Genomic DNA, 16,909 nt, shown 5'->3' on the forward strand with positions numbered 1-16,909 from the left:
TCAAACTCTCAATAAAAAGTTTAATCTACTCAAAAACTTACTCATAAAAAAGAATTGCTGGTTTTTAACTTAATTAATATCTGTTCAATTTTCAAAGACCAATTTGTTTGCCACCCTTAAGCGACTTTCTCATCTTATCACCGTTTTTTCGACTTGTCAACAACCTATTTAATATTTGTTATTTTGTCGTTTCCTCGTCTGTCTTAGCGACAAGACTTATATTACCACGATGTACTGTATATTAAAACTCCAATATAATTGTTTTTTAGACATTATCTATCCAATTCTTCATATTATCCCATAATGGTCTTTCTTTCATATGCCGATACGCTTGGATGTGTTTAAATACTTTATCATAACATTCTACTTATAATAAAACTTCTATGTAATAGCTAAGCCCAGCTCTAGGTCACATCTTCAAATTTTCTATATGTTATACTACTTATGGGTGATAATTATGAAAGCTATATTTAAAAACCATTGGAATGCGTTATTAATGGATGAATTTGAAAAACCATATTATAAAGATCTAAGAAAGTTTCTTGTTTCTGAGTATAGAGATAACGTAGTATATCCTGATATGTATAATATTTTTAATTCACTTCATTATACCGACTATAATGATGTGAAAGTTGTAATTTTAGGGCAAGATCCCTATCATGGACCTAATCAAGCTCATGGCTTAAGTTTTTCTGTTAAGCCTGGAGTTACAACTCCTCCATCTTTAAGAAACATTTTTAAAGAGCTTAATACAGATCTAGGTTGTTATATTCCTAACAATGGATATCTGAAAAAATGGGCTGATGAGGGGGTTCTTCTTTTAAATACAGTTCTTACAGTTCAATCTGGAAATGCAAATTCACATAAAAATAAAGGATGGACTATCTTTACTGATAAAATTATATCTGCCCTTAACGAAAGAAAAGATCCTATTGTGTTTATTTTATGGGGAAATAATGCTATAAGTAAGAAAATTCTTATTACAAATAAGAATCATTTTATTTTACAATCAGTTCATCCAAGTCCACTTTCAGCTACTAGAGGTTTTATAGGAAGTAAGCCTTTCTCAAAAACTAACAATTTTTTAATTAGTGTAGACAAACAGCCCATTGATTGGCAAATAGATAATATATAAAAATTACATATCAAAATAGCTATCCTTAATAATAAATTAAGGATAGCTATTTTTATGTGATTTTATATAAAAAGGATCTTATGAATTTTTATTTGTATGTTTGTTAAAGAACGAATAAATTAAAGATGATATTATTCCTAGAACACCACCAATAGCAAACCACAGAGCAACATTTCCTATTATTAGGCCTATTAAGGTTCCTACTCCTACTCCCCAGGCTATTCCTTTGGCTATATTTTCATATTGTTTTTCTGATACACTGATTTTTTCTAACATCTTGCTCACGCTTCTCTCAAATACTTTTTAGTCTATATTATTATAGTACTCTTAAGTTCTTAAGCATTCCTTAAGTAATTCTTAAAGATTATTAATTTTTTATGTATAAAAAAAGCACTAACAAAAAGTTAGTGCTTTTTTGGTGGCTCGACCAGGAATCGAACCAGGGACACGAGGATTTTCAGTCCTCTGCTCTACCGACTGAGCTATCGAGCCATTTCACCTGGCAACGTTCTACTCTCCCACACAGTTGCCCATGCAGTACCATTGACGCTGTAGAGCTTAACTTTCCTGTTCGGAATGGAAAGGAGTGTTACCTCTACGCCATCATCACCAGATACAAGTTGTATTATATATGTTAAACAATATTATGTCAAACTTTTTTTTATTATAGAAGACTGGCTGCACAATTGTAGCCAATCTTTTATGTTTTTAAATGACTAATTCTTTAACTACTTGCCCTCCTTCGATGTGTTGTTCTACAATCTTTTCCACGTCGTTAACCGTAACATTTCCATACCAAGTTCCTTCTGGATAAACAACAACAATAGGGCCCTTATTACATATTCCAAAACACCCTGTATTAGTTACCATTACTTCATTTATTAAATCTCTATCTTCAACTTCCTCCATGAATTTTTGTACAACCTGTACTGAATCCTTCGTATAGCATAGTCCTTTTTGCATTCCATTAACTCTGCAGCTTGTACAAACGAATATATGGTGCTTAATATCAATCATTTTAATTGCCCCCTCATTTATATAGTAAAATCTTTCCCCCATTTTACCATCTAAATCCGACCCTATCAATTGATTCTACTGAAATAGTAAAAGCCCTTGATTTTTAAGTATTTCTCTAATAAATTATAAAACAAATAAAGTTTTTTAAGCATTTTCATTAGAATTAAAAGTTATAATTTATATTATTTCACTCATCACTTTTCCAATACTATCATTTATAATCAAATCAGCTTTATTATCATATTGAGTAGATGATTTATTTATTAAAATTAATTTATTTCCTCCATAGTATCTAATTAAGGATGCAGCAGGATAGACTGCAAGCGAAGTTCCCCCAATAATTAAAACCTCAGCATTTATAATGACATTTACAGCTTCATTTATGATATTCTTATCAAGTCCTTCCTCATATAAGACTACATCTGGCTTAACCACGCCGCCACAATGAGGACATTTGGGAATATCCTTAGAATTAATGATAAAATCTAAATCCTGAAATGTATTGCAGCTAATGCAGTAATTTCTAAGAACCGAACCATGTAGTTCAAAAACATTTTTGCTACCGGCAGCTTGATGGAGTCCATCTATATTTTGAGTAATAACAGCTTTTAATTTACCCATTTCCTCTAATTTAGCTAAAGCTATATGAGCTGCATTAGGTTTTGCATTTGGATATATCATTTTTTCTCTATAAAAATCATAAAACTCCTTTGTGTTTGAATTAAAAAAGCTATGACTAAGCATTTCTTCTGGAGGGTATTTTCTATTTTCTACAACATTGTATAATCCATCCCCGGATCTAAAATCTGGTATTCCTGATTCAGTGCTTATTCCAGCACCTCCAAAGAAAACAATATTATTTGATTTATCTATTATCTCTTTAAGTTTATTAACTAACATATAACCACCTCAATACCATTATAATTAAAAAAGTTTACAAATCAACCCAGCTTATGTTTCGAATTTATTATAAATAGTTATAATATAAGGTATGATTTCAATAATTAAAAAATATATTAATACTGTACATCCTAAAGGAGTAAATTTATGAAATATATTTTATTTATTATTTTAATAGCAATAATTTTTCTAATTATATTCTATTACGATAGGAAATATTCTCTTCTAAAACATCAGTTAATAGTTTCAAATAAATCTAATAGCAGTTTAAAAGAAAAATTATCAAAATATGGAATTGATAAGAGTACTATAAAAGTAGCATTTTCTACTCCATCAAAATTATTAGGTATTATTAAAGAAAAAACTTCTATCTTTCTATGTCCTATAGAAAACACAATACTAATGCATAGGACTAATATAAAAATGGAAGTACATATTCTAGATCAGTGTATTATTAATAATACTATTTGGTTTTATGTAGATCTACCTACTGATAGTAATATAAACTGTAGAGGCTGGGTTATGTCTATAAATTTTTTAACATTCTATGATACGCTTCCAAGCATTACTGAGATATGAAAAAGGATTGATATGTTATTACTTATATTCATAAGTGTAAACATATCAATCCTTTTATATTTTTAAAACCATAACCAATAAATATACTATTATAATTAATAATAAAGGTATATTTATTAACCCACCCTTTTCTAATGACTTTACCTCTGCACGCTCTTCCATCTCAGGCGTAGTATATAAGTTCTTTTTTTCCATCTCCTGAATCAATTTAAATATTAATCCAAATAAACAAATTCCTATTACAGTAACACCCATTATAATCATCATTTTTATATCTAGAGATATTTGTGTTATATCCAAACTCTGAGCCCGCTCTATAGCCTCTTCACTATTAGTCATGCTTAAACTTTTCGCTAGTATCATCACTGAGGACCCATTTATTATAAAGTGTATTATCATTGATGAAAAAATGCTATTTGTTACTCTAACTACATAGGCCATTACAAACCCTAGTACTGCCGCCCCTAAGAACTGATGCCCATCTAAGTGTAATATTCCAAAGAATACTCCTGTAAATAAAGCAGCCTTGACCTTACTTTGTCCATTATAGCCCCACAGCACGACCCCTCTTAAACTAATCTCTTCTATTATTGCCGGCATAACTGCCATTAGAAGTACCATTACAATTAAAGGGGTAGATGTAGATACCTCGGTCATGAAAGCGCCAATATTATTTTCAAAAAACATTACGCCTATCATTGAAAGGCACCATGATAATGGTGTACAAATAATTGCTATTATTATAGTAAGCATTATGTTTTTAAAAGATAACTTATTTAATCTTAAAATCTGTTTAAATTTACCTTTAGTTACTAAAATATATATTATTGCAGGTAATAATATTAATACTATAGAAGATACTGCTTGAACAACTCTAAAGTCTCTAACCCCTGTAGCTATATATATTTCTCTCATACCATATGGTCCTATTATTTCAATAAGCAATAATATTAAAAAATATAAATTAGCTTTGGTAACTTTCTTCATTTATTCTCCTCCTAATTTATTTATACTGTATATTTATTTAATTCTATGGGAATAATAATAAATGAAGCGATATGCTTTTATAATCGCCTCTCCCCCATTTTATTTATATATGTTTCAATCCCTCTTATAATTAATTTATAAGAGGGATTGATTCTATATTAAAGCAATTTACCTTCTAATATTACTCGTCTTACCTTATCCAATGCCTTGATAGATGCACTTGTTCTTATCTTATCTCGGTCTCCGTTAAATTCATATCTATATGCTTTAACCGCCCCTTTATAGTACAAGCCTATATAAACCAGTCCAACAGGTTTTTCTTTAGTTCCCCCACCAGGTCCAGCTATTCCTGTTGTTACAACAGATACATCTGAATCTGTTCTGTTAGCAATTCCTAAAGCCATTTCCTTGGCTATTTGTTCACTTACTGCACCATATTTTTCTAATGTTTCACATGATACACCAAGGGTTCTTGTCTTAGATTCATTAGAGTAGGTTACTGCTCCCTCTAAAAACACCTGCGATATTCCCGGATACGCTACTAGTCTACTAGCAATCATTCCACCGGTACAAGATTCTGCAGTAGAAATACTTAGATCTCTCTCTATTAATAAAGTCCCTACAACTTGTTCTATTGTATTATCTTCACCTTCACCATAGCAGTCTATTCCTAATCTTGCCTTTACCTTTTCCTTAATAGGCTTAATTATTTCTAATGCTTCCTCTTCAGTTTTGCCACTTGCAGTAATTCTAAAAATAACATCCTCTTGCTTCGCATAAGGTGCAATAGTTGGATTTACTCCAGCATCTATAATATCCTTTAGTTTTTCTGCAGCAGTACTTTCACCTAACCCTAAAATCCTTACTACCTCAGATTTAATAACTCCAAATCCCTCTGGCATTAGATAATTTTTAACGTGATTTAGATACATAGGTTTCATTTCTTTTGGAGGTCCAGGTAATATAATTATAGTTTTATTATCCTTTTTTAATATAGCACCCGGTGCAGTTCCATTAGGATTTGACAATACTATTCCTTCCTTAGGAAAATAAACTTGTTTCATATTGCTCTGTGAAATTTCTTTCTTTATTTTACTGAAAAATCCTTTTAATGCTTCATATGATTCCTCATGTAATACCATCTCCATGCCAAAGTATTTACATGCAGTCTCCTTGGTTAAATCGTCTCCTGTAGGTCCAAGGCCTCCAGTTGTGATTATTACGTCGCTTCTCTTGAAAGCCTCTTCAAAGGCTTCTAACAACCTATCTTCATTATCTCCAATAACTTCTTGACGATAAACTGATATTCCTATTGATGCTAATTCCTTTGATAAAAATTGAGCATTCGTATTTACTATATCTCCTAGTAATATTTCCGTTCCAACTGCTAATATTTCTGCTTTCATATTGTCACCTCTTATCTTTTTATTTCGTGTATCTATTATATCATAAAATAAATTTAAGGAGGCAATTGCCCCCTTAAAGTTTCAGCACATGAGCTATCCCAGATTTCTTAGGGATAGCGTATATATAATAAATTTTTTCCCCCACTATATCAGTTTGTATTTTAAATTTTAATAATATAGTTTTATATAATATGTATGGGAAAATAAAATTTAATGACTACACTTATAAGATATGTAGTGTAGCTTTTAATTATTCATGAATTTAGTCGTTTTTTCCACTTTCTAATATTGCCAAAGCAACGGCTCCTACAACACCTGCATTAATACCTAAACCTGCTGGAACAATTTCGCAGCTTTCTGCCATGTTTTTAAAACATCTTTTATTAACGACCTCTCTTACCCTATTAAATAGTTTATCTCCAACTTGTGTAACTCCTCCACCTATTATAACCATTTGTGGATCAAATATAGCTACTGCGTTTGCAACTCCAATACCAAGATAGTTCAAAGCATTATCTACTATATCCTTCGATACTTCATCCCCAGCTTCTGCTTCTTTAAATACTTCATAAGATGTCACTTTATCATACTTTCTTAAAGAGGTTTCAACATTTGTAGATACAGCTTCTGATCCTCTTTTACCTATTGCAGTTCCAGAAGATAAAGCTTCTAAACATCCTAAGTTACCACAATTACATCTTGGCCCATTAGGATCTAGAGTAATATGACCTATTTCAAGAGCATTACAAGTATTCCCTCTATATATGTTGCCATTTAAAATAACTCCACCACCAACTCCAGTACTTACGGTAAAATATACTATGTTCTCTTTGCCTTTACCTGCTCCAAACATAAACTCTCCAATTGCTGCAACATTTGCATCATTATCTAAATATACAGGTATGTTGAACTTATCTTTTATAGGTTGTACTACATTGCAATTCTTAAAAGGCAAATTAGGAGTAGTAATAATAATTCCTTTATTTGAATCTAATGGGCCTGGCGAACCAATTCCTATAGCGTGAACATCGTTTTTAGTTGCATTTGCTTGTACTAAAACGTTTTCTATTGTTCCAATCATTCTATTTAACACAGCCACTTCTCCATCTTGTGCATTTGTGGGAATAACTACATTTTTTATTATTTTTCCTTCTAATGTAGATAAGGCAGTACTTATTTTAGTGCCTCCTAAATCAATACCAATAACATACTTTTTCATATAATCCTCCTAAAATAGTAAAATAATTATTTATATTACTATTTTAATTTTAAATACAAAAAAAAGATACCCCCTAGACTCTAATTTATTGAATTTTATATGCACTTATATGGTAAATGCCCGAAACATCATACCCTTCTTCAGAAATATAAAAGCTATTATCCTTTAACATGGAATTAATCATATTAATTTCAGTATCATTAGTAGTATCTACAGTCATTGTAAAGCTATCATTTTTGTCTACTACTCCCAGGTAATCATATATATTACTAAATTCACTTAACCCAACATATCCTCTAATATCCATTTTATAATCTGACATCTTATCCTCCTAAAACACATTAATCTCTCGTTAATATTTATTCTTTTTCTTTATTAAAGTATTTAATTATTACATTTATTTTATCCATATTATCGTCTTCTATTCATGTAAATCAAAAAAAGAGAGTATAATATTTTATACCCTCTTTCCTTAAATGTTATTCTTGATTTCTAAGCTCTTTTATTTCTTTAGCTTTTCTAATAATTTTTAATTTCACCCTATTTCTACTACATATGACTTTAAATCCTTAAATAAACATAATACACTATATATTAAACTGATTTACTTTTTGTCAAAGGCAAATAGTTTAATTAAAATAAATGTAACTGGCATACCAATAGCGGCTGCTAGACCAAAAGCTATAAGCTTATGCCATCCCATTATATTAAAAACTACTATTACTACTATATTTTGAATAATAAAGTTTGGAATATTGGATACTGCAAATCTAACAAATGTTATTAACTTTAGTTCTTCTTTAAAGGTTATTTTACTATTTAATATATAAGAAATAATTAATCCTGAAATATAGCCAAATATAAATGCTAAATTTTCATTTAAAAGGTTAGAATAAATATAAGCGAAAACTACTCCGTTAAAGGTATTAATAACCCCAATTATCACAAAACTAATGAATTCTCGTGAAAAGAACGTTTTTTTAAGATTTTTAACAAAACTATTCATATATCATACCTAATTATCTTTCTTTACTTGCTCTATAAGTTTATCTGCAATTATGTATCTCGGTCTTTTCTTTGTTTCATTGTATATTTTCCCAACATATTCTCCTATAACTCCAAGAGACAAAAGTTGTATTCCACCAATCATCCAAATCGATACCGTAAGTGAAGTCCAGCCAGTGACAGTATTTCCTCGGAGATTCACTACCACTGAATATATTAATGCAACAAAACTTACTGCGAATATAAAAAATCCTAATCCCGTAATTATTCTTATTGGTTTAATGCTAAAAGATGTTATACCATCCCATGCAAAAGCCAGCATTTTACTTAAAGGGTACTTAGATTCTCCAGCAAACCTCTCATGCCTCTCATATTCTACAACTGAATATTTATATCCTATTAAAGGAACTATTCCTCTTAAAAATAAGTTAACTTCCTTAAACTCACTTAATCCCTCTAAGGCCCTTTTACTCATCAATCTATAATCTGCATGATTATACATTACATCTACTCCAAGCCCATTCATAAGCTTATAAAATGCCAACGCAGTAGTTTTCTTAAAGAAACTATCTGTTTTTCTAGAGGACCGAACTCCATATACAATATCACTTCCGTTATAATATTCCTCTACAAATTTATCTATTACTTCAATATCATCCTGTAAATCTGCATCTAATGATATAGTCATATCCGCATAATCCTTTGCAGTCATAAGCCCTGCTACCAATGCATTCTGATGACCTTTATTCCTTGATAGGTTCACTCCACTAAATATATTATTTTTGGAGTGAAGTTCCTCGATTATATTCCAGGTTTTATCCTTAGACCCATCATTCACGAACATTATTTTACTTTCTCTTGTAATTTGGTCCTTTTCCATCATAAAGGATATTTTCTCTAGTAGTCTTTTTGCAGTTTCTTGCAAAACTTCTTCTTCGTTGTAACATGGTATAACTAAATACAATGTTTGTTTCATACCTCTACCTCCAAATCAAACTAATATTTAACTTCTTAAAAAGTAGTTACTTTAGTCCCAAACCTATATAGTATCTATTATAAATTTAATCCACTTTTCCTGATTTTTCAAAATAATTACTTTTAATTAAATAATCTGCAACATCATAAGCCTGCTCTAATTTTACTTTTTCCTCTTCTGTAGGAGTTCCAACTACAGTACCACCTTTAATTACTGTGGCATTTCTATTTGTATTCAGCAGATTTCTTCCCATAGGAGTATTATTTGTTTCAACTCCAAGCAAATAGGATACCGTTGGCATAATATCTATATGACCTCCAACCGATTCAATTGTATTTGCAGGTAAATCTTTGCCATAAACTATAAATGGTATTTGTTTCTCATATTCTTGCCACCAATCTCCTGGCATATCACTAGCTTCTACGTCCTCCATATAATATTTATGTATACCACCATGATCTCCATATATAACTACTATAGTATTCTCCATTAACCCTTTTTCCTCTAACATTTCAAGAAAAGCACCAATTTGCTTATCAGCATAATAAATACTTTGAAAGTAACCTCCCAATTTATTACTGTCTAGCGCTTCGGGCAAATCTAATTCCCTATACTGGTCTTTAATATCAAAAGGTCCATGACTTGATAATGTTGGTACTGTAGCAAAAAACGGTTCTTGCAATTTACTTATCTTATCACTAAATTGTGTGTATAGGCTTTTATCTGATAATCCAAATCCAACATATTCATCTACATTATACTCATTAATATCCCAAGAAGTCTGAAATCCTAATGCGGCTTTATGAGCTTCTAACCAATCCCAGTCCCCTGCTCTTTCTACATGTGAGGAGACTGTCGTATACCCGTCTTCACCAAGAACTCTAGCTAATGAATTATATTTAACTTCAGGATGAGTTAAAAGGGTAATTGAATCCCCTAACGTTAACATACTTGCATTAGCCATGACATCACAATCAATGCTATTCCCTGCATTATTTTGTTCATATATATTATTAAAATATAACCCTTCTTTTACTATCTTGTTTAAATTAGGTGTTATCTCTTGATTGTATACCTTCTGATTTATAACAAAGTCTTCTAAAGCCTCAATTTGAAGAAATACAACATTCTTCCCCTTAGCCAGACCTTTATATTCATTATCAGGCAAATCCTCATCGTTCCACTTAAGCCATTCTTCAGCTTCAACTTTCTTTTCATCATCATCCTTTACCATAGTTTTCTTCAAGGTAGTATATCCTTCGTAAAAATGATCTCCTAAAGGGGACCTATACATAGCTCTTGTTGATGGATTCCATGATGCATCCCAATCTTCTTGCATAAATCTAACTGTCCCACCCGCAATTCTTTTAATATCAAATAAATAATGCCAACTAAGTACAATTATTAAACATGTTCCCAGTCCAATAATAGCATTTTTTATATTCCTTTTAATATTCAACTTATCTTTTATTCTATAACTAGCTAGAATAATAATAGGAATATCTATCAATAATATCAAATCAATAATGTTAGGATTAAATAAACTTCGTCCTAATGGATTAAATAGATCGCTATATACTATATATTTAAATCCTAAGTAATAACCACTTGCTCTATAATACCAAAGGTCTGCAATAAGCAATATGGAATATATAATGTCTATACATATTAAATATCTTGTTCTGCCCTTTTCCTTAAATAAAAGTGCAGGAAAAATTATTAAGCCTAGTATTGCTAAATGAGGTATTATCAAATATATTTGTATCCCTATTGCATTGATACTTGTCCCTGAATCTGATGCTCCAATAAAAGTAAATATAGTACTTTTAAAATATAGTAATATAAAAAATCCAATCATGATAAGTATTTTTTTATTCAATGGTTTCTTTGTTTTAAATTTTTTAGTCATCTTTCCTCCAATTTGTTAAATCTTTTTAAAAGTGAATCTATCCCAACTACACTCAAAATAATAAATAACCAACATACTATATATGCGTATCTTGATTGGTATTCCGTTATTAAATACATTAATCCATATCCACATAATAATAAGTGAAACAATTTTATCTCTGGTTTCTCATCTATTTTTTTTCTGTTAAACAGTCCAATTAATGAAAGGACCATCACTACAACATATATAAGTTGCAGAACCCCTGTGCCGCCGCCTCCAAATCCTACTATTATCTCATCTTCTGGGACATCTCTTTCAGTCCAAAAAACACCTGCTAAATCACCTTGATTCCACTGTAGAACAAATTTTTTTACATAAAATCCAAATAATTTTACAGGAGGTGTGGTTGTTAACCTCTCTACTATAATATCTCTGCTTTTTTCTTCAATTATATCATAATCATAATTATACTGCTCTGGTAACGCAGCATCTTCTGGATTCCAAGCTCCTCCACTTTCATAATTAGTCCCTTTTAGAACATTTGTTATTCCTGGCTCGCTCCCACTCCAAAGAGGGTATTCAGTAATTTGCAGGACTTGCAACACCCCACTTACAGTACATATTATTAAACCATAAGATGCTCCTATAACTAGAATATTTCTAATTTTCATTCTAACTTTCTCTGTGGTATATAAAATTATATACATCACATATGCAATTACTACTACTAAAGCCACCATTCTAAATAAGTTTCCAATTGCTAAAGTAATTCCACAAAGACTTAATATCCACCAATGTTTTTTATCTTTTATACCAACTATAAATAAATATATACTTAATAAATAAAATGGGATCGCTATATTCTCAGTACAAAACACGCCAGTATAAGTTACTAATGGTGGAAATATAGATGCTATTATAGCTGCGTACATTCCATATGTTCTATTCTTAAATATTTTTCTTATTATCAAATAAATTAATAATATAACTGTAACCCCTAGGAATAGATTGACTGCCTTCATAGCTATAAGATTTTCTACAGGAAATATATTTCTCATAAATCCCATGTATAACACCATCATTGTTAAATGTGGAAACCTTGCTATATAAGAAGTTCCCCAAAACATGCTATTATCTCCTGAAATAAAACTTTGTGCCGCTGAATACATTGTTTTATAATCTGAGTTAGGAACACTATTAACATTGAGTAACCATAAGGTTCTAATAACTATAGCCCAAAGCAATACAATACCTATCTTCTTATTATCAGAAATATTACTTTTAACTAACTTATGTCCTAAATATATTGTAGAACAGCTTATCCCTAAAACTATCACTGCACTAATATTAAATTCATACACTATAGTAAATATAAAGCCTACACTTGCTATTAGAGCACAAACTAATAGTATTTTTAGTGCTGTTACCATAAATGTAGTAAATCCTTTACTTATTTTTTCCATAATTTATCCCTCTCCAGAGTCCCAATTTTTTGTATTAAATCTATGCCAACCATAGCCATTAAAATGAATATCCAACATACTATAAATCCATACCTTGCTTGGTTTTCACTTACTAAATATAGTATTGAATATCCACAGAATATATAATATATAAGACTTAAAGGTCTGTTCTGATTTACTTCTTTAATATTAAGTAACCCAATATAGCTTAAACTTATTAATATTACAAAGAACAATTGCCCAAACCACACTCCATTTTCGCTGAATTTAATCCCTATAGCATCCTCTTCGACACTATGCTCAGCCCAATAGGCCCCTGAGAAATCTCCCACACACCATTGACTACTATACTTATTGGCAAAGAAGTTTAATAATTCTCCCTTAGGCGTAGTTGTTAGTCTATTCCATATTATATTTTTGCATACTTCTTCTATCTTTTCATAATCAAAATTATATTTTTTTGATATTCCTTCATCTTCTAAATTCCAACGTCCATTATTTTCGACATTTAACCCCTTAACAATATTAGTTAAATTAGGTTCACTCCCTTTCCATAATTGGTATTCCATAATCCCACTATATTGTAATGAGAAACTTACGCCAATTAATGGAATCAAAAACATACTAATTAAGATAAACACTGCAACTAGTTTGCTCTTAACTTTTTCCTTATAGGAAATTATTATATATAAGATAAATGCAACTAATATTATTTGTCCTACCATCCTAAATAAATTTCCCACAGATAATGATAAAGCTGATAATACAAGAATCTTCCAATTATTATCCCTCTTTACAAACATTATAAACATATATATTGCTAATAATAAAAAGGGCATTGCTATATTTTCTGTACTAAATACAGCCGTATAAAGTATTAGGGGTGGATATAATGCAGTAATTAGTGCAGCGGCCATCGCTTTTGCTCTATCACTAAATAATTCTTCTGTAATTTTATAAATAATAAATATATTACAGGTAGATGCAAGTACATTGATTCCCTTAATTACTGATAAAGAATTTGTAAATACATATCTTATAGCTGCATAATATAGTGTGGGTATTGTAATATGAGGGAACCTTGCTATATATTCGTTACCCCATAGCATTGAAATATCACCTTCTAAAATTTTTCCCGCTGTATCATACATTACTGCAAAATCTGACACTGGTATACTCTCTATATTAAAAGCATAAAGTATCCTTACTACTAATCCCAAAGCTATAATAACTATTAGTATAAATTTACTCGCTATACCAATTTTATAAGATATATACACTATAGCAATAGTAATTATAGAAACCATACAAAAAACAATATCTACACTACTAATGCTACCATTATATGAAGATAACTGATTAAAACTTCCATTAACAATTAGTAGTATTAATATAGATAAAGCTGCTAATACAAATCCTATAAATCCTTTATATATTCGATTATCTTTTTTTGTTTTCTTATCTAACTTCTTAAACATTAACTTCCCTTCCTTAACATGACAACTAAATTTAATTATATCATTAAATATAAAATATTTCCTTTTATATATCTTAAAATATTATTAATACTTTCATTTATATTAAACTTATTTGAAAAGCACTTATATATTCTTTATGTGCTAAAATTATGTTATAATCACAAAGAAAATACAACCCTTTCCTAAGGAGGCAAAAATGAAGAAACCTAAAAATTACATTTTACTAATTTTCTCCATAACAATACTTTCATTACTTACATACGGAATTCTATTTTATTTTAATTTCTTTCAAGGATTTATAACTATAAAAGATAATACTATTACATCAGATTTATTACCTGATTCTAAGTTCACATCTTCTTATAAATCTGAATCCAATTTTTCTAAAATGACAGTAAGTGAAGTTAGTGATGTATTTATTAGTGTTCTTGGAACTAAATTAAATACTGAAACTATTTTATACAAATCTCAGCGATACTATATTCCGCTAGAACTTATTTGTAGTACATTAAATTATTCATTGTCTACTGAAAGTGATTCGCTAATAATTTCTAATCAAGATTCAAATTATATAATTTCTAATGATGAATGCATTATTGATGGAATAACTTATCAATTAAGAGGTGGAATAATAACACAGAACAACAGTAATTACATCTCTATATCTGATATTGAATATATATTTAATTTAATTGCAAACTTTGATTTTGATAATAGGGAAGTTTCTCTACTGCTACCCTCATCCTATTCAAATATACCTGAGACTCAGCCATCTCAAGGTAAAATTGCTCTTATAAGGCTTGAAGATTTTTCTGCTAGTGATTCAATGTTACTTAATATAAACCAATTAAAGTTTAAAGCAATAGGTCAATTTTTAAATTCTCAAGGAATGAAATTTCATATTGCTTGGGTTCCTAGATACAAATGTCCATCTGATAATATTGATAATGATTTACTTTCAAATTATTCTATGAACAATGTTGGTTTTATCAATCTATTAGACTATCTAATCAATAAAGGTGGACAAGTAGGTCTACACGGATATGATCATCAATCAGAGGATCAAACCAGCTTAAATGGCATAGAATTATCATGGAAATATCATAGCTCTGAGTCAGAAACCAGACAAGTTATAGAAAATTCAATTGACAGTGCGATTGCATTAAATATTCCTTATACTTTTTTCGAAAGTCCTCACTATAGAGCGACTTGTAGTCAGAAAAAAATTGTGGAAGAATATTTTCAATATCTCTATGAACCGAAGAACCCTCTAATATATCATAAACTTTATAAAGATAATGAAAATTTATATATACCTACACCTTTAAGTTATGTTAAAAATTTAGATGTTAGCTATATTGAAAAAGAATTATCTAATCCTAGACCTGGCGAATTATCAAGTCTATACTATCATCCAACCCTAGAATTAGATTTTATTAATATAATCCCATCTAATAATACATTTGAATTTGAATATTGTGATAATTCTCCGCTTCAAAAGATAGTAAAATCAATAAAAGCTAATGATTATGTAACTATCCATGTAACAGAATTAATTAATAAGTAAATCAATAAAGAGTACCTAGGAATCCTCCTTAAGTACTCTTTGTGTTTTTTAATTTTATTTTTTCCCATACCATCACTATAAAAGACCCTATTATTCCACCAGAAGTGTCAATCATAACATCTCTGAAGGCTGCTTCTCTTCCTTGTATGAAATACTGGTGAAATTCATCGGAACATGCATATCCAAATACAAACAATACAGCTACTATTTTGGCCTGAGTCCTGTTCATATATAATATTATCAATCTGTATACTAATATAAATAATATAAGATATTCAGTGAAATGGGCCCCTTTTCTAATAATTAAAGTAGCTATTTCTCTAAATGAATCATTTACTTCTATTCCTATGAATGAAATTAAACTTACTACAAAATCACTTTGTGAGCTTGATTTTTCTCCTGGTTGCTGAGACATTATAAATATTACCACTAGCCATGAAAGTAGCAGTAACCATCTTAATATTTTCTTCTTTTTAGTTATCATTCCATACTCCAATCAATTATATAATAAATGGATTAACCTACCTTAATTATCTCTCTTCTACTATATACCTATTTATATATGCTAAAGATTGTTCTAAAACATCTTGTCCTCGTTCTAGATCTCCTACCTTCAATTCTAAATTGCATACTCTTTGCTCTACCCGATACATTAATTCCTTAATATCGTGTAATAATTTAATCTCATATGAAACTTGTATTCCATCTGAATCTATATATATTTTTTCAGGTGGTCCACCACATTCTGTGCATTTAGCATAAACTCCCTCTTTTTCTTCATCTCTAAATACTTTAAATGTATCATTACTACACTTTGAACAACTTGAAATCATAATAAAATCATAATAACTTATATCAAATAAATATTTTGTTTCACATTCTTTACATGTTAGTTGCAAATTATTATCTATAGTTTCAATATAAAATTTATTTCCACAACAGCCTTCTCTTTGACACACAACAGTCCTAATCATTATCTTAGCACTCCTTTTAAATAGATGTATTTATATACTATGCTTCTATAGCTTTGTATATGTTTCTATATCTATATTGAATGTGTCAATTTTTTTAGCCTTCTCAACTCTTCTATTTTGCTAATAAAGATATATATATAATTTGATAAATAAAAAAACTATGAATTAAATTCATAGTTTCTATATAATGGTGGAGGTAAAGAGATTCGAACTCTTGACCCCCTGCGTGCAAGGCAGGTGCTCTCCCAACTGAGCTATACCCCCAAAATGGTGGACCTTCAGGGATTCGAACCCTAGACCTACCGGTTATGA

At 29.9% G+C, this 16,909-nt stretch carries 17 protein-coding genes, 2 tRNA genes and 1 rRNA gene; 3 read left to right on the top strand and 17 right to left on the bottom strand.

Annotation, left to right across the window (positions count from 1 at the left end):
* Nucleotides 1-457: 457 nt before the first annotated feature.
* A complete protein-coding gene (locus CLVI_RS15565; RefSeq protein WP_106061028.1) occupies nucleotides 458-1,135 on the top strand; it encodes a uracil-DNA glycosylase in 678 nt (225 codons plus the stop codon).
* Nucleotides 1,136-1,213: 78 nt separating this feature from the next.
* On the opposite strand, the gene CLVI_RS15570 is transcribed toward CLVI_RS15565, so the two are convergent.
* The 5 genes from CLVI_RS15570 to CLVI_RS15590 all read right to left on the bottom strand — a co-directional run bounded on the left by CLVI_RS15570 (nucleotide 1,214) and on the right by CLVI_RS15590 (nucleotide 3,052).
* On the bottom strand, nucleotides 1,214-1,411 hold the full coding sequence (locus tag CLVI_RS15570) for a hypothetical protein (RefSeq protein ID WP_106061029.1): 198 nt from the start codon (nucleotides 1,409-1,411) through the stop codon (nucleotides 1,214-1,216).
* A 140-nt stretch (nucleotides 1,412-1,551) separates the two neighbouring features.
* Nucleotides 1,552-1,627 (bottom strand) — tRNA-Phe (locus CLVI_RS15575).
* 5 nt (nucleotides 1,628-1,632) lie between these two features.
* A 5S ribosomal RNA gene (gene rrf, locus CLVI_RS15580) occupies nucleotides 1,633-1,749 on the bottom strand.
* 94 nt (nucleotides 1,750-1,843) lie between these two features.
* Nucleotides 1,844-2,152 (bottom strand): 2Fe-2S ferredoxin, encoded by a 309-nt coding sequence (locus CLVI_RS15585; protein ID WP_106061030.1) that lies wholly within the window; start codon nucleotides 2,150-2,152, stop codon nucleotides 1,844-1,846.
* Between the two features lie 177 nt (nucleotides 2,153-2,329).
* Entirely contained in the window at nucleotides 2,330-3,052 is a 723-nt protein-coding gene (locus CLVI_RS15590; RefSeq protein ID WP_106061031.1) for an NAD-dependent protein deacylase, read from the bottom strand.
* A 147-nt stretch (nucleotides 3,053-3,199) separates the two neighbouring features.
* On the opposite strand from CLVI_RS15590, the gene CLVI_RS15595 reads away from it, so the two are divergent.
* Nucleotides 3,200-3,631 carry a hypothetical protein gene (locus CLVI_RS15595; RefSeq protein WP_106061032.1) on the top strand — a complete coding sequence of 144 codons (432 nt, stop codon included), beginning with the start codon at nucleotides 3,200-3,202 and terminating at the stop codon, nucleotides 3,629-3,631.
* 54 nt (nucleotides 3,632-3,685) lie between these two features.
* Here CLVI_RS15595 and CLVI_RS15600 read toward each other — a convergent pair whose 3' ends face one another.
* The 9 genes from CLVI_RS15600 to CLVI_RS15640 form a co-directional block, all read right to left on the bottom strand.
* Nucleotides 3,686-4,618 (bottom strand): CPBP family intramembrane glutamic endopeptidase, encoded by a 933-nt coding sequence (locus CLVI_RS15600; RefSeq protein WP_106061033.1) that lies wholly within the window; start codon nucleotides 4,616-4,618, stop codon nucleotides 3,686-3,688.
* 158 nt (nucleotides 4,619-4,776) lie between these two features.
* Nucleotides 4,777-6,024 carry a competence/damage-inducible protein A gene (locus CLVI_RS15605; protein ID WP_106061034.1) on the bottom strand — a complete coding sequence of 416 codons (1,248 nt, stop codon included), beginning with the start codon at nucleotides 6,022-6,024 and terminating at the stop codon, nucleotides 4,777-4,779.
* A 262-nt stretch (nucleotides 6,025-6,286) separates the two neighbouring features.
* A complete protein-coding gene (locus CLVI_RS15610; protein WP_106061035.1) occupies nucleotides 6,287-7,243 on the bottom strand; it encodes an ROK family protein in 957 nt (318 codons plus the stop codon).
* Between the two features lie 85 nt (nucleotides 7,244-7,328).
* Complete coding sequence (locus CLVI_RS15615) at nucleotides 7,329-7,565, bottom strand: hypothetical protein (protein WP_106061036.1); 237 nt, start codon at nucleotides 7,563-7,565, stop codon at nucleotides 7,329-7,331.
* A 282-nt stretch (nucleotides 7,566-7,847) separates the two neighbouring features.
* A complete protein-coding gene (locus CLVI_RS15620) occupies nucleotides 7,848-8,249 on the bottom strand; it encodes a GtrA family protein (protein WP_106061037.1) in 402 nt (133 codons plus the stop codon).
* A gap of 9 nt (nucleotides 8,250-8,258) precedes the next feature.
* The gene (locus tag CLVI_RS15625) at nucleotides 8,259-9,224 is read right to left on the bottom strand and encodes a glycosyltransferase family 2 protein (RefSeq protein ID WP_106061038.1); all 966 of its coding nucleotides are present in this window, start codon (nucleotides 9,222-9,224) and stop codon (nucleotides 8,259-8,261) included.
* 85 nt (nucleotides 9,225-9,309) lie between these two features.
* On the bottom strand, nucleotides 9,310-11,133 hold the full coding sequence (locus tag CLVI_RS15630) for an LTA synthase family protein (RefSeq protein WP_106061039.1): 1,824 nt from the start codon (nucleotides 11,131-11,133) through the stop codon (nucleotides 9,310-9,312).
* Nucleotides 11,130-12,578 (bottom strand): glycosyltransferase family 39 protein, encoded by a 1,449-nt coding sequence (locus CLVI_RS15635; RefSeq protein WP_106061040.1) that lies wholly within the window; start codon nucleotides 12,576-12,578, stop codon nucleotides 11,130-11,132. The genes CLVI_RS15630 and CLVI_RS15635 overlap by 4 nt, the downstream gene beginning before the upstream one ends.
* Nucleotides 12,566-14,056 (bottom strand): glycosyltransferase family 39 protein, encoded by a 1,491-nt coding sequence (locus CLVI_RS15640; RefSeq protein WP_106061041.1) that lies wholly within the window; start codon nucleotides 14,054-14,056, stop codon nucleotides 12,566-12,568. Before CLVI_RS15640 ends, CLVI_RS15635 begins: the two co-directional genes overlap by 13 nt.
* A gap of 196 nt (nucleotides 14,057-14,252) precedes the next feature.
* On the opposite strand from CLVI_RS15640, the gene CLVI_RS15645 reads away from it, so the two are divergent.
* Nucleotides 14,253-15,623, top strand: coding sequence for a DUF2334 domain-containing protein (locus tag CLVI_RS15645; protein ID WP_106061042.1), 1,371 nt, complete (start codon nucleotides 14,253-14,255; stop codon nucleotides 15,621-15,623).
* 28 nt (nucleotides 15,624-15,651) lie between these two features.
* Here the strand turns inward: CLVI_RS15645 and CLVI_RS15650 are convergent, their stop codons facing one another.
* From CLVI_RS15650 to CLVI_RS15660, 3 genes are all read right to left on the bottom strand, one after another.
* Nucleotides 15,652-16,107, bottom strand: a complete 456-nt coding sequence (locus CLVI_RS15650; protein WP_106061043.1) for a VanZ family protein — start codon at nucleotides 16,105-16,107, stop codon at nucleotides 15,652-15,654.
* 46 nt (nucleotides 16,108-16,153) lie between these two features.
* Nucleotides 16,154-16,597, bottom strand: coding sequence for a hypothetical protein (locus CLVI_RS15655; RefSeq protein ID WP_106061044.1), 444 nt, complete (start codon nucleotides 16,595-16,597; stop codon nucleotides 16,154-16,156).
* Nucleotides 16,598-16,785: 188 nt separating this feature from the next.
* A tRNA-Ala gene (locus CLVI_RS15660) sits at nucleotides 16,786-16,861 on the bottom strand.
* Nucleotides 16,862-16,909 lie beyond the last annotated feature (48 nt).

The organism is Clostridium vincentii, assembly GCF_002995745.1.
Taxonomy (GTDB): Bacteria; Bacillota; Clostridia; order Clostridiales; family Clostridiaceae; genus Clostridium; species Clostridium vincentii.

Bases quoted from the DNA above. Each gene is read 5' to 3' on its own strand.
- CLVI_RS15655 (WP_106061044.1), bottom strand. From the start codon at position 16,597: ATGATTAGGACTGTTGTGTGTCAAAGAGAAGGCTGTTGTGGAAATAAA.
- CLVI_RS15600 (WP_106061033.1), bottom strand. From the start codon at position 4,618: ATGAAGAAAGTTACCAAAGCTAATTTATATTTTTTAATATTATTGCTT.
- CLVI_RS15620 (WP_106061037.1), bottom strand. From the start codon at position 8,249: ATGAATAGTTTTGTTAAAAATCTTAAAAAAACGTTCTTTTCACGAGAA.
- CLVI_RS15605 (WP_106061034.1), bottom strand. From the start codon at position 6,024: ATGAAAGCAGAAATATTAGCAGTTGGAACGGAAATATTACTAGGAGAT.
- CLVI_RS15610 (WP_106061035.1), bottom strand. From the start codon at position 7,243: ATGAAAAAGTATGTTATTGGTATTGATTTAGGAGGCACTAAAATAAGT.
- CLVI_RS15565 (WP_106061028.1), top strand. From the start codon at position 458: ATGAAAGCTATATTTAAAAACCATTGGAATGCGTTATTAATGGATGAA.
- CLVI_RS15590 (WP_106061031.1), bottom strand. From the start codon at position 3,052: ATGTTAGTTAATAAACTTAAAGAGATAATAGATAAATCAAATAATATT.
- CLVI_RS15595 (WP_106061032.1), top strand. From the start codon at position 3,200: ATGAAATATATTTTATTTATTATTTTAATAGCAATAATTTTTCTAATT.
- CLVI_RS15625 (WP_106061038.1), bottom strand. From the start codon at position 9,224: ATGAAACAAACATTGTATTTAGTTATACCATGTTACAACGAAGAAGAA.
- CLVI_RS15650 (WP_106061043.1), bottom strand. From the start codon at position 16,107: ATGATAACTAAAAAGAAGAAAATATTAAGATGGTTACTGCTACTTTCA.
- CLVI_RS15645 (WP_106061042.1), top strand. From the start codon at position 14,253: ATGAAGAAACCTAAAAATTACATTTTACTAATTTTCTCCATAACAATA.
- CLVI_RS15630 (WP_106061039.1), bottom strand. From the start codon at position 11,133: ATGACTAAAAAATTTAAAACAAAGAAACCATTGAATAAAAAAATACTT.
- CLVI_RS15585 (WP_106061030.1), bottom strand. From the start codon at position 2,152: ATGATTGATATTAAGCACCATATATTCGTTTGTACAAGCTGCAGAGTT.
- CLVI_RS15635 (WP_106061040.1), bottom strand. From the start codon at position 12,578: ATGGAAAAAATAAGTAAAGGATTTACTACATTTATGGTAACAGCACTA.
- CLVI_RS15640 (WP_106061041.1), bottom strand. From the start codon at position 14,056: ATGTTTAAGAAGTTAGATAAGAAAACAAAAAAAGATAATCGAATATAT.
- CLVI_RS15570 (WP_106061029.1), bottom strand. From the start codon at position 1,411: ATGTTAGAAAAAATCAGTGTATCAGAAAAACAATATGAAAATATAGCC.
- CLVI_RS15615 (WP_106061036.1), bottom strand. From the start codon at position 7,565: ATGTCAGATTATAAAATGGATATTAGAGGATATGTTGGGTTAAGTGAA.